Raw genomic sequence first — 20,354 nt, forward strand, 5'->3', positions numbered from 1 at the left:
TAGGAAGAGTACCGAAAAACCAATTAATACTTTAGTGAATAGGGAAGGATATAGTAGCAATAAATGGTACTTATTTTACTTAAATAAAATATTCTTTGCAAATATCGTTAAAAAGGACCACCTTACTACGTAAACTTATATAAGAAATAAAGGAATCGTTAATAACAATTTCTGATTAAAGTGATAAAATAGGAATGATGAAACTTGAGGAGGAAATTCTTTATGAAAATTAAGTTAGGTCTTATATACGGTGGTAAGTCTGCAGAGCATAATGTGTCTTTGCAAACTGCCTTAGCAGTTATAAATGCATTAGATATGAATAAATTTGATATACATCCAATTTATATAAGTGAAAATGGAGAATGGGTAAGGGGGCAGGCTCTAGAGGCGCCTGTCAAAGAAGTGCAAACACTTAAGCTACAAGACGGAGGAACTACAGTTTCTCCAGTTTCATTAAACTCAGAATTATTCCCTGCAACAGTAGAGGAGCACGGGAAAATTGATGTCATTTTCCCATTACTACATGGACCTAATGGTGAAGATGGGACTGTTCAAGGATTACTTGAGTTATTAAATATCCCATATGTTGGGAATGGTGTGTTAGCTTCTGCAGCAGGAATGGATAAAGTAGTCATGAAAAATCTATTTGCGCAAGCAGGATTAGCACAAGCAAATTATGTTGCATATATTAAATCCGATTTTGAAAAAGATCCTGAAGCTGCATACAACCAAGTTGAAGAATCATTAGGCTACCCTTGCTTTGTTAAACCTGCTAATCTGGGTTCAAGCGTAGGGATTAATAAATGTAAAGATAGACAATCTTTAGAAAATGCGTTTAAAGAAGCCTTCGAATTTGACCGTAAAATTATTATTGAAGAGGGAATTATCGGTCGTGAAATTGAAATTGCGGTAATTGGAAATGACCAGCCTGTTTGCTCTGTTGTCGGAGAAATTGCCCCTAAAAAGGAATTCTATGACTATAAAGCGAAATATGAGGATGGAGATACAGACCTAATTATTCCGGGGAATATTACAGAAGAAGAGTATGAAACAATTAAGGAAATGGCTATTAAGTCATTTAAAGCAATTGACGGTTCTGGATTAGTACGTGCTGATTTCTTCTTAACAGAGGATGGAAAGGCATTAATTAATGAAGTAAATACAATGCCTGGCTTTACACCATTCAGCATGTTTCCAATGCTTTGGAAGCAAACAGGCTTAGAATATCCTCAATTAATCGAAAAGCTTGTCGATCTTGCACTTGAACGTTATGAACAAAAGCAACAAATTAAACACACTTTTTGATTTGTTGAATATAGAAAGTAAAAAAACCTAACTAGATGTAAATAAGAGGAACTGAATATCAGTTCCTTTTTCAACGATATTTTTATGTTAAAAGGAGTGAACACAATGATTCAACGTACACTAGCTGAAATAAATGACATGATTAAAGGTGCCGGGTTAGATGAGAAGTATCAAAGTCATCACATTTCCGGCGTGACAACGGATTCTCGCCAAGTTGAAGTGGGAAATTTGTTTTTTCCTATAGTAGGAGACATTTTTAACGGTCATGAATTTGTAGGAAAGGCAATTGAAAAAGGGGCAAAAGCCGTTATTTGGAAAAAAACAGAGCCTAATCCACCAAAAAATATCCCGGTTATATTAGTTGAGGATACATTACAAGCATTACAGGACCTTGCTGAAGCGTATTTAAATCAATTGAATGTAAAAGTAGTCGGTGTAACAGGAAGCAATGGTAAAACAACGACAAAAGATATGATTGCAGCTGTTTTGGAAACAACGTATAAAGTACATAAAACTAAAGGGAATTTTAATAACCATATCGGGCTGCCATTAACCGTTTTAAGTATGGATGAGGAGACAGAAGTAGCGGTTTTAGAAATGGGAATGAGCGGAAAAGGAGAAATTGAGCTTTTATCAAACATTGCTAAACCTGACTTGGCTGTCATTACAAATATTGGGGAAGCCCATTTAATGGACCTAGGTTCTAGAGAGGGAATTGCAGAAGCAAAGCTGGAAATAGTAGAGGGATTAAAGAATGATGGAGTATTAATTTACCAAGGTGATGAACCTTTATTACAAGAACGAGTACCTTCTTTATCTGTTTCGTCCATTACATTTGGTGAGGATCACAGGAATAAATACTTCCCTACGAATGTCGTTCAAGAAGTAAATGGAACGTCATTTTGTGTGGCTGATTCGGAGTACTTTATTCCTGTTCTTGGTAAACATAATGTTAATAATGCTTTAGCAGCATATGCGGTCGCTAAATTTTTGGAAGTGAAAGAGGAAGCGATCAAAGAAGGATTTGGAAAGATGAAAATTACAGGTATGCGGTTGGAATTAATTCAATCTGATAGTGGTATAACTGTTATTAATGATGCGTATAATGCAAGTCCAACTTCTATGATGGCGGCGATTAATCTTTTAGAAGATCTAAAAGGCTTCGATAAAAAATTTGTTGTTCTTGGTGATATGCTTGAATTAGGTGATGAAGAAAAGGAATATCATTACCAAGTAGGAAGTTCTATTAAATATGGCGAAATTTCGCATATTTTTACATATGGAAAATTAGGTGCAGAAATTGCAAAGGGTGCCAAAAAGAATCGCTCTGATGAATTTGTCCACCATTTTGAGAATAAACAAGATTTAATTGGGGAATTAAAAAGAATGCTAAACAAAGACGATATTGTCCTTGTTAAAGCATCACGTGGGATGAAACTTGAAGAAGTTGTTCATGCGTTAATTTAAGTTTGGCAAAAATGGATGAATTCATAAGAAAATGCAAAAAATATAACCGATGTATTATTATGAAAGAAATTTTCACCCAATGTGTGCAGGCTTAAAAAGGAGGTATACAATCATATGATTGGATGTCTTTTTATACATGGATTTACAGGCGCTCCATATGAAGTAGACCCATTAGCGAATGATATTAAGAAAAAGACCGGGTGGCTTGTAAGGGTTCCTACTCTTCCTGGACATGGAGTAACTCTTTCATTAAAAGGGCATACATATAATGAATGGGTTGAGTGCGCTGAACAAGAGCTTTTAGCTTTAATGGATGAGGTTGACGAAGTGTATGTCATCGGGTTTTCCATGGGGGGAGTTATTGCATCATATTTAGCTGCCAAATATGAAGTGAAGAAACTGGTTCTTTTAAGCGCAGCCATTTATTATGTTAATCCGAAACAAATATTGTTGGATTGTAAAGAAATGATAAAAGATTTCTGGAATGGAAATCTCAATCAAAACGAGTTATACAATCGATATAAAAGGAAATTACTCGAGACACCTTTACGTGCAACATTTGAATTCCAAAAATTAGTAAAAAAAGTAAAGCCGTATCTTAATGAATTAACATTACCCGTTCTCATCATTCAGGGAGAATGCGATGGAATAGTACCTGTAAAAAGCGCACATTATTTGTATAAAACTATTCCTTCTAAAGAGAAGGTACTTCGGTTACTTCCTTGCTCTAAACACCATGTTTGCCACGGAGAAGAGTATGAAGATCTAAAAGAGTATGTCGAAACATTTCTATACGAGGGTACGAAAGAAAAATTGAACCATCCTGTTAAGGTACAGTAAGATGGGAAAAAAGTAATAGGATAAATTTGGTTTAAAGCATGCCGTTTTAGAGAATGCTGTCTTACATTGAGTTGAAATAAGAAACTGGTAGTGGTATGATAACATTTAAAGTGTTTGCGGGCTTTAAATAAGGTAAACTGCTGCCCTTGTTTGAAAGAGGGCATTTTTTGTGTAAAGGAAATGGGGAAATATAATAATTTCAACAAGATAGCGGTTATTTTCCATTGTTAATTACACAAATAATCAGCGCAGTTTTTTATATCTGACTGTTTTTCATGATGACACAGCAGTTGATAATCTACTTTATAGCTAATGGGTGTGACCCTTAGTGTTAAAATTACTATAAACATCGTTTCATTATGAAGACGATTTAGAAATCTGTTACCTATAAGGTCTGTAAATGTTTACAGTAAACGATATAGAAGGAGTATGAATACATTGACATTAACGTTTCAAGAATTAGGTTTAAGTTCGTCACTAATGCAATCAGTAAGTAAAATGGGTTTTGAGGAACCATCTCCAATCCAAGCACAAACGATTCCATTAGCTTTACAGAACAAAGATGTAATTGGTCAAGCACAAACAGGAACAGGAAAAACAGCTGCATTTGGTATCCCTCTTATTGAAAAAATTGACGTGAAAAATGAAGGCATCCAAGCGGTTGTTGTTGCTCCGACTCGTGAACTTGCTATTCAAGTATCTGAAGAACTATACAAAATCGGTTACCATAAACGTTCTCGTGTTCTTCCGATTTATGGTGGTCAAGATATTAATAGACAAATTCGTTCACTGAAAAAAAATCCACATATTATTGTTGGGACACCTGGCCGATTATTGGATCATATCAACCGTAAAACAATCCGTTTAAACACTGTTCATACAATGGTATTGGATGAAGCAGATGAAATGTTAAACATGGGCTTTATTGAAGATATTGAATCAATTCTTTCTAATGTGCCGCCAGAACGCCAAACTCTTCTTTTCTCTGCAACAATGCCAGATCCAATTCGTCGCATTGCAGAGAAATTCATGCAAAATCCTGAGTTAGTTAAAGTTAAGGCGAAGGAAATGACTGTGCCTAACATTACTCAGTACTACTTAGAAACTCAGGAAAGAAAGAAATTTGACATCCTGACAAGATTACTTGATATCCAATCTCCTGAGCTTGCTATTGTTTTTGGTCGTACAAAACGTCGTGTTGACGAGTTGTCTGAGGCATTAACATTAAGAGGTTATACAGCAGAAGGGATTCATGGTGATTTAACACAAGCGAAACGTATGTCTACTTTACGTAAATTTAAAGAAGGCGCAATTGAAGTATTAGTTGCAACAGATGTTGCTGCTCGTGGGTTAGATATTTCAGGTGTTACTCACGTGTACAACTTTGACGTTCCGCAGGATCCGGAAAGTTATGTTCACCGTATCGGACGTACTGGACGTGCTGGTAAAACTGGTATGGCGATGACATTTGTTACACCAAGAGAAATGGATATCGTGAAAAACATTGAGCGTACAACAAAACGTAAAATGGATCGCATGAAGCCGCCAACAGTTGATGAAGCAATTGAAAGTCAACAACAAATGACTGTTGAAAAGATTCGTTCGATTGTTGAAAGTGATAACCTTGCTTTCTATAAGCGTACTGCTGAAGAGCTTCTTGAAGAATTTGATGCACAAGTAGTTGTAGCTGCTGCTCTTAAATTCATGACAAAAGAGCCTAGCGCTGTAGAAGTCAAGTTAACAGATGAAGCACCTGCATTCTCTAAGTCTAAAAACAAAGGTCGTTCTTCTAGCAACAGAAGAAGAGGAGACTATAATCGTAGTGGAAGTGGCGGATCAGGAGCTAAGAAAAACAACAACCGCGCATACGGAGATCGTGACAGAAGTAAAGGAAGCAGAGATAACAATAAACGTCGTTACTCAAATTCTAAATAATATAATTGAGGTCGAGTCCAAATTTGGATTCGGCTTTTTTGTTATAAGAAAAAGAGTACTCTCATCAGAGCAGGGGGGGAAATCCCTACCTTAAGATTTGGGATAATTACCTGTAAAGTTCCGATAAGTCTCGCTATCAATTAGCGGGATGAGGAGAACTCCCGCTAATTGAAGTCTCGCTTTATCCCATCTATAACAGGCATTAAATCCCCAGATTAAGATTTTTTTGGGGAAACAAAGCATATTGGTAGGGGATAACTGCCTGTAAAGATCCGATAAGTCTCGCTATCAATCGAGATTGAAGTCTCGCTTTATTAATAAATGATCATTTGAAAGGTATCTCCATATGCTATAATCAAATAGGAATATTTACATATATTAGCAGGAGGAGAAAAGAGTGAGAGAGCTACCTAAAAATAAAATTAGTTTGAAGGCTCTAACCGTTTGGAGGCAAAGTGCACTAATTGGGGCGATCATTTTTTTTGCGTGCGTAATTTCTGTAGGGATCGGTGTCTATTTTTTAGAATTAACCTATTGGATTACAGTTGCATTAGCCATTATCTGGGTTATTACTTCTTTTATGACAATATTCGTCGTTCCGAATTTTAAGCATCGATTCTGGCGGTATGAGGTCCATGAACATGAGATAGATTTACAGTATGGTCTAATTGTTATAAAAAGGGTCCTTATTCCGATGGTGAGAGTTCAACATGTTGAAACAAATCAAGGTCCCTTGTTACGAAAATATAAATTAGCTACTGTTGAAATTTCGACAGCTGCAACGAAGCATGAAATCCCTGCTTTAGATCTAGAAGAAGCGGATCTGCTTAGAGATCGAATTTCTAAACTAGCAAGGGTGACAGACGATGATGTTTGAACCGAAGCGAATACATCCTGTAGGAGTCATTTTAAGTTTTATTCGAATTATTAAATCTTATATCATTCCGGTTGTTCTTTTCTATTTTTTAGGAAATTACGATCAATTTGAATTCCTTTTTATTATTTGTATAACGGTCATTTTTCTCCTAATTGTTATTATTAGTTTTTTAGATTGGTGGAAATTTACTTATTGGTTGGAGGAAGGCGAACTTAGGATCGAGAATGGTGTGTTTATTAAGAAAAAACGCTATATACCCATTGAGCGAATTCAGACGATTAACATAAGTGCAGGTATCGTTCAACAAATTTTCCGCTTAGTAAAGGTTCAGGTTGAAACAGCAGGAGGAGGAATGGAGGCTGAAGCTGTTTTAACAGCGATTAAACAACATGAAGCTGAAAGAATTCAAAAAGCAATTGCCGTTTATAAGCAAGAATCCTCTGAACCAAGTGATGTTCCACTTGTTGAAACGTCGGAAATTCCAACTTACAAGATAAAGCCTAAAGATTTGCTTGTTGCTGCATCAACCTCTAGTGGAATAGGGGTGGTCTTATCAGCTATTGCTGCCTTTTTATCACAATTTGATGAGATTATCCCATATGAAGAAATCATCCATCAATTTGAATATTTAGAAAATGCAAGTCTCACCATTTATGCTGTACTTATCTTTATTGCCTTTTTTATTGCATGGGTTTTAAGTGTTATTGGGGTTCTCTTAAAATATGCTTATTTTACTCTCGTAAAAGAAGGGGAAGAACTAAAAGTATCAAGAGGGATTTTTGAAAAACATCAAGTATCTATTCCTATTTCACGAATTCAAGCGATTAGGATTGTTCAAAATCCATTGCGACAGCTATTGGGGTATGTAACAGTTTATATTGAAAGTGCAGGAAGCAGTGTTGCGGATGAGGGATCTTCCATGATTCTCTTTCCGATTGTCCCCAAAAAAGAGGTTGCGCCACTCTTATCTCAATATTTACCTTTATTTAGCAGTGATGATGAATTACATCGTTTACCGAAAAGGTCGATGATAAAATATGTATCTAGAAAAGTAATTCCATTGGCTATTTTATGCATCCCAGCTATTTATTTTTTAGCTCCTTGGGGATTTCTTTCGTTGCTCTTACTGCCAATTGGGGCATATTGGGGTTATTCTTCTTATAAAAACTCAGGTTGGCACTTAAGGGGTCATCAGCTGCAGATGCAATTTCGGATATTCTCAAAGACATCGGTTCTGGTTTACCGAAATAGAATTCAATCGATGAAATGCAAGACCTCATATTTTCAAAAGAAGCAATCATTAAGAACATTTCAAATCTCTATAAAATCAGGAATTGGCGGTAAACAATTTACTGTTAAAGATATCGAACTTTATGATCTCGAGCATTTAGTTGGTTGGTACTCCTATTCAAGACGAAATGATCATTAATAAATCAGACATGGTAATCAAACCATGTCTGATTTTTTTACCCAAATCTAAAGATTAAGCCAATTACGATTAATAAAATGAAAATGATCCAGAAAGCATGATATAGCTTTAATTTTTTTAGCGTACCTCTAGAAGGAGGACTAGGAGTGTAATATGTTTGATGAACAAATTGTTGTTGTTTTCTTATAAAGAGAGGTGCGATGGCAAGGCCTCCGATTAATCCAAAAATATGAGCAACAATGTTAATGTTAGGGTTGAAAAAGGTCATGATGAGTCCAATCACTAAAATGCTGATAATCAGTTGTGAATTTGCTTGGTCAATCGTTCCCCTTCTAAAATATACGATGAAGAGATAGGCGCCAAATAATCCGAAAATCGCTCCTGAAGCACCTATATGAGAATAGTTTGAAGGTTCAAAGAGAAAGGTAGCGATATCCGCGATGATGCCTGTACATAAATAGAATAAAATAAATTTGGGTCTGTTTAGCATTTTTTCGAGTGCGGGAGCAAACAAAATTAGTGAGAGTGAGTTAAAAAAAAGGTGACCAAAGCTGACGTGCAAAAAAATAGGTGTTACAAGCCGCCAATATTCTCCACTTGCAATACCTGCATTATAGCCATCTAATAAACTGAAGAAAATTTGAACAGCAGGAATGGGAAGTTGGACTAGTAACCAAAATAAGATGTGAATACAAACAAGAATTGATACAACTGGATATAATTGAAGAAATGTTCGAAAGCTTTCTCTTCTAGTAAACATTTGAATACTCCTTTTCAAGCATTTTTATTTTGGTAACCGTTAAGTTACAATTATAGATCAACATAAAAGCAAAATAATGTGGTCGCATCATACTAACACGGATATGTACGAGTTGTTTAAAATAGTACAATAAAAGGTTTTTGGAAGGTGTTGTGTCAATATGATAGTAGGAATTGGTTTAGATATTATTGAACTTGATCGAATTAGAAGAATCGTTGAGAGTCAACCGGGATTTATTAAACGTATATTAACAATAAGTGAAATTGAAAAATTTACAACCTTATCTAAGGAAAGAAAAGTTGAATTTTTAGCAGGACGTTTTGCTGCAAAAGAGGCATTTTCTAAGGCGTTAGGTACAGGAATAGGGGAAGAAATCAGCTTTCACGATATTGAAGTTTTAAATGATGAAAAGGGAAAACCGAATATTCAACTACTCAAAGAATTTCCTATTACATATAACATTCATGTTTCTATTACACATACTCGTCAAAATGCAGCAGCACAGGTGATTTTAGAGAAATAGAGCTGAATCATATTCGAGAGGTTGAAAAATGAGACTCTTGGAATTCGTGTTTGTGCCTGCTCCTCGAGTCGTAATTGTAGGTAAAAAACACCTTTTATTCAGAATTGTCTTATGCTTGTTAGAGCTGAACAAGGTGCTTTCGCTTATAAATTATTTCTGCATATTTGAAATGGTTGTCTCATATATTTGGTAATGCGATAGGGAAGACAGGTTGTTTTTGGAGTTCATCTTTTGATCTTTGGCTTAAAATATCCATCATTTTAGAGCCTAGCCTTTTGGTAAAGATGAGGTCTAGCAAACGATTTCTTCCTTTTTAACGTGATATGAGGCAAAGGGGTTGAATATGTTGAAAAAAAGCTGGGTGTTACTTTTAGTAGGGCTTTTAACAGTACTCATGCTTGCAGGATGTGGAGAAAAATCTCAGGCAGATGTAGTTCAAGCGTTAGAAAAGAAGATTGATGAGATGTCGGGGTATAAGGCCAAAGGGAAGATGACGCTTCAAACTGGCAGTGAGCCTCAAGAGTATGAAATTGAAATTTGGCACAAAGGACCTACGTATTACAGGGTTAATCTTAAAAACTCCCAAAAAGAACAAAGCCAAATGATTTTACGTAATGATGAGGGAGTGTTTGTGTTAACTCCAGCACTTAACAAAAGCTTCCGTTTCCAAAGTGACTGGCCGCAAAATAGTAGTCAAGCTTACCTTCATGAATCATTGGTGAAAGACATATTAAATGATCCAGAGGCGAAGTTTAAGGTAGCCGAAAATAAATACGTTTTTGAAACAAAAACAAATTATCAAAATAATAAAATGTTGCCTACTCAAGAGATAACTTTTAATAAAAAGGATTTATCACCTTCTATGGTTAAGGTAATGGATACAGACCGTAATCCACTTGTTGTTGTTGAATTTACAAGCTTTGAATTTAATGCTTCATTTGATGATAATTCATTCGATGTGGAAAAAAATATGTCAAGTGCTCAAATTGAGGTACCAACAATGGCTTCAGGTGACCGTGAACCATTTGCGGTTAAATATCCGCTGGAACAACCTAATGGTGTTGAGTTAGTAGAGGAAAAAGAAATGAATACTGAAAATGGAAAGCGTGTCATTCTAACATTTGGCGGAGAAAAATCCTTTACTTTAATTCAGGAAAATGCAGAGATTGCCACACCTGCATCTGCATCAACTTCAACATTTGTAAATGGCCACCCGGCAGATCTTGGGTTTACAATTGGAGCGATGTCTGAAAATACTTTAACTTGGTCACATGACGGTGTTGACTATATGCTTGCTTCCGAAGATTTGACAGAAGAAGAAATGCTTATGGTTGCCAAATCTGTTCAAGGCCAAGCTGCTAAATAAAGCGAGGCTTATCACGTATAGAACGCAACATTCTGTGTATTTCGCCTGACTTGGACATTAATCGTTCGTCAGACATTTAAGGGCAGTTAACTTCCACCCTTTGCTTCTTTGTTTTAATCAAACTTAGAGATAGGGTATCACTGTCATTTCATGCGGGATAAAAAATCGGGTGGTGCGAACCATCCGATTTTTTATTGCTCACATATTTGAATGTAAATCTTTTTTTTGAAAGACGATATTATTTCTCTTCTTTTTGTCATTTACCTTTTCACCATTTGACATTTCCACATCTTAATCGCGATAATTATACTATAGTAATGTTAGGATGAGGAAGTGAAGAATAATGCAGCATGATTTTTATCGTGATACTTGGGTGGAAGTTAATTTAGATGCCATTTCACATAATGTAAAATCAATGAAACATCATATTGGAGAAGATACTGAAATTATTGCAGTTGTAAAAGCAAATGGCTATGGTCATGGAGCTTTAAAGGTTGCAGAATCTGCGCTTACTTCAGGTGCGACAATGTTAGCTGTCGCGTTTTTAGATGAAGCAATAGCGCTGAGACATTCGGGGATTGAAGCACCGATATTAATTTTAGGAGCTACAAGAGCAGCAGATGCCCAATTGGCTATTACGTATAATATTACGTTAACCGTCTTTTCATTAGATTGGCTAAATGAAGCTAAACAATATATTGAAGCAGGAGAACTTCAACTACATGTAAAGCTTGATACCGGAATGAGTCGATTAGGAGTTAGAGAATCAGAAGACCTTGCAACCATATTTAATTTTGTTAAAGAATCTTCAGAGTTCACTATTACAGGTATCTTTACACATTTTGCAACAGCAGATGAAAAGGATTTACATTATTTTCATGCCCAATATGAAAAGTTTCAGGAGTTACTACGTGCTGTTTCACATCAAGGTTTGCTTGTTCATTGTGGGAATAGCGCTACAGGGCTTCGTTTTCCTGGTAAGTTGTATAATGCTGTGAGACTTGGGATCTCAATGTACGGTTTATCACCTTCTGCTGAAATAAAGAATGAGTTACCTTTTATTCTTGAAGAGGCTTTTTCTTTACATGCGAAGTTAGTCCATGTTAAAAGGATTCCCAAAGGTACAAAGGTTAGCTATGGAGCAACATATGAGGCAGAAGAAGATGAATGGATTGGAACAATTCCAATTGGATATGCGGATGGCTGGATAAGGAGCTTGAGGGATTCAGATGTGTTAATTGAAGGTAGACGTGCACCATTGGTCGGAAGAATTTGCATGGATCAATGTATGGTGAGACTTCCTTACGAAATTCCTGTAGGAACAACAGTTACGTTCATAGGTAAACAGCATAATGAAAGAATATCTGTTGATGAAGTTGCAAAGCGACTTAATACAATTAATTATGAGGTTACCTGTATGATCTCTTCACGTGTTCCTCGTAAGTTTGTGAGAGACAAGAAGATCATTGAATTGAGCAATCCTCTTTTATCTAATGTATCCAAAGAAAGTTAAGATGTGAAATGCTATCATAAATATGAATAAATAACCTGTATATGACGATAATAGAGAATGGCTTTCAAATAAATTGCATATAAATTGATGGTGTCCTTAACCGATTTGTCATTCGCAGGAATTCTTTTTTATTTTAAAGGTGCTTCCGTTTTTGAAAAAATAAGATGTATAGCTTTTGTTACCTTTTGCTGCCATTTGATTTTGAGGGAAGAAAATGAACTATCTTTTTTGTCTTAAACCTGGTCAAAAATCATCTAGGAGCTTGCGGTTTTCTTATTAAAAGACTTTGCATCTTGGGCAGTTAATGGTATTATTAAATTTGGAATGAATATTGGATGGTTAAGTTTGGTGGAGGTGTATGTTTGTGTCTGAATCCAGCGCAACAACAGAAATCTTAATTCAGTTACCTCAAGCATTAGTATCAGAATTGGATGGACTTGTAAAACAGGAGAATGGGAACAGAAACGAGCTTATTTATCAAGCAACGAAGATGTATATTCGTGAGCGTAAAATGCGCCAAATTCGCGAATCTATGAGACGTGGTTACATGGAGATGGCGAAAATTAATCTAAACATTGCATCTGAAGCATTTCTGGCAGAATCTGAGGCTGACCATACCGTTGAACGCTTAGTAAGCGGGGGTTAATCATTTGATTGTTAAACGAGGCGACGTTTATTTTGCTGATCTTTCCCCTGTAGTAGGTTCTGAGCAAGGTGGCGTACGTCCGGTATTAATTATACAGAATGATATTGGAAACCGCTTTAGTCCTACAGTAATTATAGCGGCAATTACAGCCCAAATTCAAAAAGCGAAGTTGCCAACTCATGTTGAGATTGATGCAAAGCGTTACGGGTTTGAAAGGGATTCTGTTATCCTTCTTGAACAGATTCGAACGATTGATAAGCAAAGGCTGACTGATAAAATTACCCATCTTGATGATGAGATGATGGATAAAGTAGATGAAGCCTTGCAAATAAGCTTAGGACTTATTGATTTTTAGCGATTTTAAAAAATATATTAAAAATTAAAAAGGTTGCTTGATGTAGCAACCTTTTTTGTTTTATCTATTAAAGGAAAGTCGATATAATAAAATAAGAAGTATCGTATTAGGTAGAAGTAAAGGAGGATTATTAAGAATGACTCAAGTTTCTAATCCGTTTCTTAGATTTATAGAAATGAATCGTGATGAATTGTTGGACAAGTGGACTGAAAAGATGAAAGAACTTGATAATGAAAGAGTTTCATCTGTTATATCTGATCAAGTTTATTATAATATATGTAATGATTTTATTGTGATTTTACACCAAAAATTTAGACGACCTGAAGATGATCTCATAAGTAAAATAAATGAATTTTCTATAAAAATAGTCCAATTAGGGTGGTCTTTGAAATTAATCCTAGCTGGATTAAGTGAACTAAACAAAATAATTTTTGAAATGATGACAGTAGATAAGACTGAAGAAGAGAAAATGTCGCTTGTTTGGGAATTTGATAAATTGATTTCTCCTATTACGAGCGAGGTGCTTCATCAGTACGCATCCTCATGGGAAAGAACTGTTTCTCTTCAAAAAATTGCACTTCAGGAATTATCAGCCCCATTAATTCCGGTATTTGATAATATTACAGTCATGCCGCTAGTTGGTACAATTGATACGGAGAGAGCAAAAAGTATAATGGAGAATCTTCTGCAAGGTGTTGTGAAACATCGTGCTGAAGTCGTTTTAATTGATATTACGGGAGTACCAGTAGTTGATACAATGGTGGCCCATCATATCATACAAGCATCAGAAGCTGTTCGTCTTGTAGGTGCGAAATGCTTGCTTGTCGGAATAAGACCCGAAATCGCTCAAACAATCGTAAATCTTGGGATAGATTTAAGTCAGCTTACAACAAAAAATAGTTTACAAAAAGGGATAGAGTATGCCCTTGAAATGACAGATCGCCAAATTGTTAGGTTGGAGGAATAAAGGATGATTGCTAGAATACCAATTTTGAAGTTGCGTAATTGTTTGCTTGTATCGATTCAATGGGAACTAGATGATCAAACTGCACTTCAATTTCAAGAAGATTTACTGCAAAAAATATATGAAACTGGTGCCAATGGTGTTGTGATCGATTTAACATCTATTGATGTGATTGATTCATTCATAGCAAAAGTACTTGGCGATGTTATTAATATGTCTAGGCTTATGGGTGCAAAAGTTGTGTTAACAGGCATTCAACCTGCTGTAGCCATTACATTAATTGAATTAGGTATTCAGCTTGAGGATGTTCAGACTGCCCTAGATTTAGAAAAAGGGCTTGAAACTTTACAACGGGAGTTGGGGGAGTGAAGTATGGAGAACCAATCCTGTGTTAAAATTGTCACCGAATGGGACATTGTTGCAGCACGACAGCTAGGTCGGAATGTTGCAAAAGAGCTTGGGTTTGGAACAGTTGATCAAGCGAGAATTACAACTGCTATTTCTGAACTTGCTCGGAATATCTATTTATATGCAGGGCATGGTGAAATGTGGATTGAGCGCATCAGTGACCTTGGCAAAAAAGGTTTAAAAATTACAGCCATTGATAAAGGACCCGGAATACCAGATATCCGTAAAGTCATGGAAGATGGGTTTTCGACATCAGGTGGATTAGGTGCTGGTTTGCCGGGAGTCAAACGCTTAATGGATGATTTTGATATAACATCCTCGGTAGGAGAAGGAACAGATATTCAGGCGGTGAAATGGCTTCGGTAGGAGGATAAAATGGATTATCGTGATTTTTTAGAAACGAAATATCGAGAGTTATTAAGAAATTACATAAATGAACCAACCGAAATTGCGCTGTATCAAGGGCAAAAGTTTAGTCGGAAAACGATCGAGCACCAAGTTCCACCAGAGGAGATCGTGAGTACACATCGGAAAATTTTGCATGAGCTTTTCCCAGAAATTCAGAATGAGGTTTTATCATCGTTTGATTTCTTACTTGAAGTGATGATGGGCTACGGACTTGCATATCAAGAACATCAAAGCTTGCGTGATCAGCAAATTGAGATTAAATCTGAAATACAAATTGCTGCAAATGTTCAACAAACATTGTTAGAGACGTCAATTCCAAATGTTGATTCATTGGATATTGGAGCAATTAGTGTTCCCGCTAAACAAATGAACGGTGATTATCATCATTTTGTTGAGGATGAACAAGGGATTAGTATCGCTGTTGCTGATGTAATCGGGAAAGGGATTCCTGCTGCACTTTGTATGTCCATGATAAAATATGCAATGGATAGTTTTCCTGAATCCCGAAGAAATCCTAATCAAATTTTAGAAAATTTAAATAGAGTTGTTGAACGTAATGTAGATCCAAGTATGTTTATAACAATGTTTTATGGCATATATAACACGAAGCAACATGTATTTACATTTGCTTCTGCTGGCCATGAACCTGGTTTTTATTATCATTCTATTTCAGATACATTTGAAGACATGACTGCAAAGGGTCTTGTTTTAGGGATAGATAGAAATGTGAAATATGAGAAATATGAAAAACCTGTTCTGCCTGGTGATATGATTGTTCTTCTATCAGATGGTGTAACGGAATCACGGACAGATGAAGGGTTTGTTGAGAGATCTGTTATTACCGATTTTATACGCCGATACAAAGACCTTCCGTCACAACAAATTGTTGAAAAGATTTATCGGAATTTTGAAAAAATGCAGGATTTCCAATTAAGGGATGATTTTACGTTAATAATTCTTAAAAGAATGGTTTAATGTGTATTTCATATGGGTATGTAATAACATAATAATTCTTTTTGGGGTGATTACGGATGAATGTAAAGGTTGATATAGATAAACAAATTGACAAGACGATTGTTTCTGTTGCAGGGGAAATTGATGCATACACAGCTCCGAAGTTAAGGGAAGCATTAACACCATTAACTAATGAGTCTAAACCTAATATAATTGTTAATTTGAAAAATGTGTCCTATATGGATAGTACTGGTCTAGGTGTTTTTGTTGGTTTGTTAAAGGCAGTAAGAAGTGAGGGTGGTCAACTCAAGCTTGTAGAACTAACAGACCGTTTGGAACGTTTGTTTAGTATTACTGGGCTAAGTGACATCATTGATATTTCTACAAAGTCAGAGGGTGGGGTACAATGAAAGAATTAGTAGATTATATAGAAATGAAGATTCCGGCTAAACCAGAATACGTAGGAATTATAAGATTAACGTTATCTGGCATTGCAAGTAGAATGGGATATTCATATGAGATAATAGAAGATTTGAAAATTGCCACTAGTGAAGCTTGTACCAACGCTGTGCAACACGCTTATAAACAAAATGAAGGCGGTGAAGTTGTTGTTGGGTTCGGTCTTTATTCTGACCGCTTAGAGGTGATGATTGCTGATAACGGAAAGAGCTTTGATTTTGAAAAGACAAAAAAAGAACTTGGTCCTTATTCAGCTTCAAGTCAAGTAGACCAGCTTCCAGAAGGAGGGTTAGGTCTCTATTTGATGGAAACGCTCATGGATGAAGTCCGTGTACTTGTTAACTCAGGGGTTACGGTCTTCATGATTAAGTATTTAAGCGAGGAGCGAATAGATCATGGCACAACCATCTCAAACTATGAAGCTAACTAAAGAAGAAGTTTATGAGTTGATTATTGACTTCCAACAAACTGAGAATAAACATTCACAATTAGCACTAGTAGAGCATTATACAGGTCTAGTTCAATCATTGGCTAAAAAGTACTCGAAAGGTAAAAGTTTCCACGAAGACCTTAAACAGGTTGGAATGATTGGGTTATTAGGTGCAATAAGGAGATATGACCCAACAATCGGGAAACCGTTTGAAGCATTCGCTATTCCGACTATAATCGGTGAAATTAAGCGGTTTTTAAGAGACAAAACATGGAGTGTTCATGTTCCAAGACGGATAAAAGAATTAGGGCCTAAGATTAAGGTGGCCGTTGATGCACTAACAAATGAAAATCAAAGGTCGCCTAAAGTACAAGAGATAGCAGATTATATAGGTGTGACAGAAGAAGAAGTATTAGAAACAATGGAAATGGGTAAAAGCTATCAGGCTTTATCTGTTGACCATGCGATAGAAGCTGATTCGGAAGGAAGTACTGTCACCCTGCTTGATATTATAGGCTCGCAAGATCAAGGATATGAAAAAGTGAATCAAAAGCTTATGCTGCAAAGTGTGCTGCATGTCCTAACAGACAGAGAAAAAGAGATTATTGCTTGTACGTTTAGTAAGAATATGAGTCAAAAAGAAACAGGTGAACAGCTAGGTATCTCACAAATGCATGTTTCAAGATTACAGCGAAGAGCGATTCAAAAGTTAAAAGAAGCACTTTTAAATGACATGCCGCCGGAGTTAAATAGATGATTGTACGAGAATCTAACAACTATGTACATACTCTAGCATTTCAGTTACCTAAAGAAGGAAAAATTTGTTGTGGTGATAGTTTTTATTTAAAGGCAACAGAGGATTACTTTATTTGTGCTTTGGCGGATGGCTTAGGAAGTGGAGAACATGCGAATGAATCGTCTTCTGCTGTGAGTGCGATAGTTGAACAAATGCATGGTGAAGATGTCGAATTGATGATGGAACTATGCAATCAAGAAATGAAAGATAAACGTGGTGCCACGGTGTCTATTTTGAAAATTGATTTTAAAAATAGACAGTTCACGTATAGTTCAGTTGGAAATATCCGTTTTATACTCTGTGCACCATCTGGATCGTTTATATATCCTCTTCCTTTATTAGGTTACCTTTCCGGAAAACCTCAAAAATACAGAACTCAAACCTTCTCGTATGAGAAAGGGTCTAAATTTATTATTCATTCAGACGGTTTATTATTACCAGGGATTAAATCATTATTAAACAAAGGTCAATCTGTAGAAGATTTATCAAGAAACTTAGAATCATACACAGAAAATCGAGGCGATGATTTAACATATATAGTCGGTCAACTATTTTAATGTGATTAGAGTAGTTGGGCGACTATTATTTTGTTTAAAGGAAAAAGTAAAATTCTTATTATCTTTCGAAACATTTTAATAGACCATCTATTTTTGGTAAAATGTTTACATATGTTTCTCTAAAAGGGTTAACATACCTGCTCAGACCTTAAATAAATGACACGATCGGCATCAAATCACTGGAGGCTTATCAATGATAGACAAACAAAATCAAATCATTCAACATATTAGTACAGAACTGGCTATTCATTTCAAGCAAGTAACAAATGTAATAAAACTACTTGAAGAGGGAAACACAGTTCCTTTTATTGCTCGATATCGAAAAGAACAAACTGGTGCACTAGATGAGGTGCAAATCCGCGACATTTCCGAAAAGTGGGAGTACATGCAAAACCTTGAAAATCGAAAAGATGAAGTAATTCGTCTTATCGAAGAGCAAGGGAAATTAACGGAACAGCTTGCAGCTGACATTCATAAGTCAACAAAGCTGCAACAGGTTGAAGATTTGTATCGACCATATAAACAAAAAAGACGTACAAAGGCAACTGTCGCAAAGGAAAAAGGACTTGAACCATTTGCGGAGTGGATTCACCAGTTACCTGCTCAAGGAGATATGATCGAAAAGGCTAAAGAATTTCTTAATGAAGAAAAAGAAGTTAAATCAGTTGAAGAGGCAATTCAAGGTGCAAAAGATATCATTGCAGAGCATATATCTGATCAACCAAAGTATCGCCAATGGATCCGTGATATCACGTTTAAAAAGGGAAGCATCTCCTCAGTTGTGAAAGATGAAGAAAAAGACGAAAAAAATATATATGAAATGTATTATGAGTACGAAGAGCCGATTCAAAAAATTGTCCCACATCGTGTACTAGCAATTAACCGTGGCGAAAAGGAAGACATTCTTCGCATCTCAATTCAGGCCCCAATCGAACAAATTGTAGAATATATCCAAAAACAAGAATTGAAGATTAATCATTCAATCGTTCATGATGTTATGGTAGAGGCGATTGAAGGTGCATATAAACGATTAATCCAACCATCTATTGAGAGAGAAATTAGAAAAGAGTTATCAGAAAAGGCAGAAGATCGTGCCATCCATATATTTTCGGAAAATCTCAAAAATTTACTTTTACAGCCACCATTAAAAGGGAGAATGGTCCTTGGTGTAGATCCTGCATTTAGAACAGGGTGTAAATTAGCTGTTGTTGATCAAACAGGAAAAGTGCTTTATATCGGAGTCGTTTATCCTCATACTTCTGATAGCAAGAAAGAACAAGCGAAAGAAGCAGTTACGGATTTATTGAAAAAGTATGAAATGGAAATTGTGGCAATTGGAAATGGTACAGCATCAAGAGAAACTGAACAATTTATTGTAGATATCTTAAAAGAAATTGATAGTGAAGTATCGTACATAATTGTGAATGAAGCAGGAGCAAGTGTATATTCTGCTTCAGATTTAGCTAGAGAAGAATTTCCTGATTTACAAGTTGAAGAGAGAAGTGCAGTTTCGATTGCAAGAAGACTCCAAGATCCTTTGGCTGAACTAGTGAAAATTGATCCAAAGTCTGTTGGAGTTGGGCAATACCAGCATGATGTTTCGCAAAAAAAGTTAAATGAATCATTAACATTTGTTGTTGAAACAGTAGTAAACCAAGTTGGTGTGAATGTTAATACTGCTTCATCTTCACTCCTTCAGTATGTGGCTGGCTTAAGTAAAGCGGTGGCTAATAATATTGTTAAAAAGAGAGAGGAACTCGGACGTTTTTCTAATAGAAAACAATTAAAAGACATACCTCGTTTAGGAGCTAAAACGTATGAGCAATGTATTGGCTTTCTAAGAGTAAATGAGGGTAATCAACCTCTTGATCGAACAAGTATTCATCCTGAAAGATATCCAGAGGTAAACAAATTACTAGATCAATTAGGCGCGACTGTATCTGATTTGGGAAGTGAAGATTTAAAAAACAAAGTCAAAAGTATCAATCACAAGGAAGTAGCAGATGTTCTTTCGATAGGTGAGTTAACTCTTAAAGATATTTGTGATGCGTTAATACGTCCTGAAAGGGATCCCCGTGATGATGTTGCAAAACCATTATTGAAGAAGGATGTACTGAAATTAGAAGACTTGCAACAAGGAATGGAATTACAAGGAACGGTAAGAAATGTAGTGGATTTTGGTGCCTTTGTCGATATTGGTGTTAAGCAGGACGGTCTTGTTCATATCTCTAAATTAAGTAAATCCTTTGTAAAACATCCTCTTGATATTGTAGCTGTTGGTGATGTAGTAACAGTATGGGTAGATGATGTTGATTTTAAAAAGGGAAGAGTAGCCTTAACAATGGTGAAAAGTTAAAACACT

General features: G+C 35.9%; 21 protein-coding genes. 20 read left to right on the forward strand and 1 reads right to left on the reverse strand.

All coding sequences use genetic code 11. The annotated features are described in order from the left end of the window. Window positions 1–222 precede the first annotated feature (222 nt). The 6 genes from GMB29_RS01165 to GMB29_RS01190 all read left to right on the forward strand — a co-directional run bounded on the left by GMB29_RS01165 (window position 223) and on the right by GMB29_RS01190 (window position 7,853). A complete protein-coding gene (locus tag GMB29_RS01165) occupies window positions 223–1,305 on the forward strand; it encodes a D-alanine--D-alanine ligase (protein WP_136358466.1) in 1,083 nt (360 codons plus the stop codon). Between the two features lie 105 nt (window positions 1,306–1,410). Then, window positions 1,411–2,772, forward strand: coding sequence for a UDP-N-acetylmuramoyl-tripeptide--D-alanyl-D-alanine ligase (locus tag GMB29_RS01170; RefSeq protein ID WP_136358464.1), 1,362 nt, complete (start codon window positions 1,411–1,413; stop codon window positions 2,770–2,772). Window positions 2,773–2,886: 114 nt separating this feature from the next. Further along, window positions 2,887–3,612: an alpha/beta hydrolase gene (locus tag GMB29_RS01175; RefSeq protein ID WP_136358462.1), complete on the forward strand. Its 726-nt coding sequence runs from the start codon at window positions 2,887–2,889 to the stop codon at window positions 3,610–3,612. 438 nt (window positions 3,613–4,050) lie between these two features. Continuing rightward, complete coding sequence (locus GMB29_RS01180; protein WP_406600307.1) at window positions 4,051–5,547, forward strand: degradosome RNA helicase CshA; 1,497 nt, start codon at window positions 4,051–4,053, stop codon at window positions 5,545–5,547. Between the two features lie 397 nt (window positions 5,548–5,944). Beyond that, a complete protein-coding gene (locus GMB29_RS01185) occupies window positions 5,945–6,424 on the forward strand; it encodes a PH domain-containing protein (protein WP_136358458.1) in 480 nt (159 codons plus the stop codon). Beyond that, entirely contained in the window at window positions 6,414–7,853 is a 1,440-nt protein-coding gene (locus GMB29_RS01190; RefSeq protein ID WP_136358456.1) for a PH domain-containing protein, read from the forward strand. The genes GMB29_RS01185 and GMB29_RS01190 overlap by 11 nt, the downstream gene beginning before the upstream one ends. A 37-nt stretch (window positions 7,854–7,890) precedes the next feature. Here the strand turns inward: GMB29_RS01190 and GMB29_RS01195 are convergent, their stop codons facing one another. Then, entirely contained in the window at window positions 7,891–8,613 is a 723-nt protein-coding gene (locus GMB29_RS01195) for a rhomboid family intramembrane serine protease (RefSeq protein WP_136358454.1), read from the reverse strand. Window positions 8,614–8,773: 160 nt separating this feature from the next. On the opposite strand from GMB29_RS01195, the gene acpS reads away from it, so the two are divergent. The 14 genes from acpS (at window position 8,774) to GMB29_RS01265 (ending at window position 20,348) form a co-directional block, all read left to right on the forward strand. After that, window positions 8,774–9,136 carry a holo-ACP synthase gene (gene acpS / locus GMB29_RS01200; protein ID WP_136358452.1) on the forward strand — a complete coding sequence of 121 codons (363 nt, stop codon included), beginning with the start codon at window positions 8,774–8,776 and terminating at the stop codon, window positions 9,134–9,136. Window positions 9,137–9,482: 346 nt separating this feature from the next. Beyond that, window positions 9,483–10,502 (forward strand): LolA family protein, encoded by a 1,020-nt coding sequence (locus GMB29_RS01205; RefSeq protein ID WP_227551446.1) that lies wholly within the window; start codon window positions 9,483–9,485, stop codon window positions 10,500–10,502. Window positions 10,503–10,845: 343 nt separating this feature from the next. Continuing rightward, window positions 10,846–12,015, forward strand: coding sequence for an alanine racemase (gene alr, locus GMB29_RS01210; protein WP_136358448.1), 1,170 nt, complete (start codon window positions 10,846–10,848; stop codon window positions 12,013–12,015). A 364-nt stretch (window positions 12,016–12,379) separates the two neighbouring features. Continuing rightward, entirely contained in the window at window positions 12,380–12,661 is a 282-nt protein-coding gene (locus GMB29_RS01215; RefSeq protein WP_136358446.1) for a CopG family ribbon-helix-helix protein, read from the forward strand. A gap of 4 nt (window positions 12,662–12,665) precedes the next feature. Further along, window positions 12,666–13,016, forward strand: a complete 351-nt coding sequence (gene ndoA, locus GMB29_RS01220; RefSeq protein ID WP_026562078.1) for a type II toxin-antitoxin system endoribonuclease NdoA — start codon at window positions 12,666–12,668, stop codon at window positions 13,014–13,016. A gap of 136 nt (window positions 13,017–13,152) precedes the next feature. Further along, complete coding sequence (locus GMB29_RS01225) at window positions 13,153–13,983, forward strand: STAS domain-containing protein (protein ID WP_136358444.1); 831 nt, start codon at window positions 13,153–13,155, stop codon at window positions 13,981–13,983. A 3-nt stretch (window positions 13,984–13,986) separates the two neighbouring features. Next, window positions 13,987–14,349: an STAS domain-containing protein gene (locus GMB29_RS01230; RefSeq protein WP_136358442.1), complete on the forward strand. Its 363-nt coding sequence runs from the start codon at window positions 13,987–13,989 to the stop codon at window positions 14,347–14,349. 3 nt (window positions 14,350–14,352) lie between these two features. Next, window positions 14,353–14,754, forward strand: a complete 402-nt coding sequence (locus GMB29_RS01235; protein WP_136358440.1) for an anti-sigma regulatory factor — start codon at window positions 14,353–14,355, stop codon at window positions 14,752–14,754. Between the two features lie 9 nt (window positions 14,755–14,763). Next, on the forward strand, window positions 14,764–15,771 hold the full coding sequence (locus GMB29_RS01240) for a PP2C family protein-serine/threonine phosphatase (RefSeq protein WP_136358438.1): 1,008 nt from the start codon (window positions 14,764–14,766) through the stop codon (window positions 15,769–15,771). A 56-nt stretch (window positions 15,772–15,827) separates the two neighbouring features. Next, on the forward strand, window positions 15,828–16,160 hold the full coding sequence (locus tag GMB29_RS01245; protein WP_136358436.1) for an anti-sigma factor antagonist: 333 nt from the start codon (window positions 15,828–15,830) through the stop codon (window positions 16,158–16,160). Further along, entirely contained in the window at window positions 16,157–16,639 is a 483-nt protein-coding gene (gene rsbW, locus GMB29_RS01250) for an anti-sigma B factor RsbW (protein ID WP_136358434.1), read from the forward strand. The genes GMB29_RS01245 and rsbW overlap by 4 nt, the downstream gene beginning before the upstream one ends. Continuing rightward, entirely contained in the window at window positions 16,605–17,396 is a 792-nt protein-coding gene (gene sigB / locus GMB29_RS01255; protein WP_136358432.1) for an RNA polymerase sigma factor SigB, read from the forward strand. Before rsbW ends, sigB begins: the two co-directional genes overlap by 35 nt. Further along, complete coding sequence (locus tag GMB29_RS01260) at window positions 17,393–17,992, forward strand: PP2C family serine/threonine-protein phosphatase (RefSeq protein ID WP_136358430.1); 600 nt, start codon at window positions 17,393–17,395, stop codon at window positions 17,990–17,992. The genes sigB and GMB29_RS01260 overlap by 4 nt, the downstream gene beginning before the upstream one ends. A 193-nt stretch (window positions 17,993–18,185) precedes the next feature. Further along, complete coding sequence (locus tag GMB29_RS01265; RefSeq protein WP_136358428.1) at window positions 18,186–20,348, forward strand: Tex family protein; 2,163 nt, start codon at window positions 18,186–18,188, stop codon at window positions 20,346–20,348. The last annotated feature ends 6 nt before the right edge of the window (window positions 20,349–20,354 follow it).

The organism is Metabacillus sediminilitoris, from assembly GCF_009720625.1.
Classification (GTDB): Bacteria; Bacillota; Bacilli; order Bacillales; family Bacillaceae; genus Metabacillus; species Metabacillus sediminilitoris.

Bases quoted from the DNA above. Each gene is read 5' to 3' on its own strand.
- GMB29_RS01165 (WP_136358466.1), top strand. From the start codon at position 223: ATGAAAATTAAGTTAGGTCTTATATACGGTGGTAAGTCTGCAGAGCAT.
- GMB29_RS01170 (WP_136358464.1), top strand. From the start codon at position 1,411: ATGATTCAACGTACACTAGCTGAAATAAATGACATGATTAAAGGTGCC.
- GMB29_RS01175 (WP_136358462.1), top strand. From the start codon at position 2,887: ATGATTGGATGTCTTTTTATACATGGATTTACAGGCGCTCCATATGAA.
- GMB29_RS01190 (WP_136358456.1), top strand. From the start codon at position 6,414: ATGATGTTTGAACCGAAGCGAATACATCCTGTAGGAGTCATTTTAAGT.
- GMB29_RS01195 (WP_136358454.1), bottom strand. From the start codon at position 8,613: ATGTTTACTAGAAGAGAAAGCTTTCGAACATTTCTTCAATTATATCCA.
- acpS (WP_136358452.1), top strand. From the start codon at position 8,774: ATGATAGTAGGAATTGGTTTAGATATTATTGAACTTGATCGAATTAGA.
- alr (WP_136358448.1), top strand. From the start codon at position 10,846: ATGCAGCATGATTTTTATCGTGATACTTGGGTGGAAGTTAATTTAGAT.
- GMB29_RS01225 (WP_136358444.1), top strand. From the start codon at position 13,153: ATGACTCAAGTTTCTAATCCGTTTCTTAGATTTATAGAAATGAATCGT.
- GMB29_RS01230 (WP_136358442.1), top strand. From the start codon at position 13,987: ATGATTGCTAGAATACCAATTTTGAAGTTGCGTAATTGTTTGCTTGTA.
- GMB29_RS01235 (WP_136358440.1), top strand. From the start codon at position 14,353: ATGGAGAACCAATCCTGTGTTAAAATTGTCACCGAATGGGACATTGTT.
- GMB29_RS01240 (WP_136358438.1), top strand. From the start codon at position 14,764: ATGGATTATCGTGATTTTTTAGAAACGAAATATCGAGAGTTATTAAGA.
- GMB29_RS01245 (WP_136358436.1), top strand. From the start codon at position 15,828: ATGAATGTAAAGGTTGATATAGATAAACAAATTGACAAGACGATTGTT.
- rsbW (WP_136358434.1), top strand. From the start codon at position 16,157: ATGAAAGAATTAGTAGATTATATAGAAATGAAGATTCCGGCTAAACCA.
- sigB (WP_136358432.1), top strand. From the start codon at position 16,605: ATGGCACAACCATCTCAAACTATGAAGCTAACTAAAGAAGAAGTTTAT.
- GMB29_RS01260 (WP_136358430.1), top strand. From the start codon at position 17,393: ATGATTGTACGAGAATCTAACAACTATGTACATACTCTAGCATTTCAG.
- GMB29_RS01265 (WP_136358428.1), top strand. From the start codon at position 18,186: ATGATAGACAAACAAAATCAAATCATTCAACATATTAGTACAGAACTG.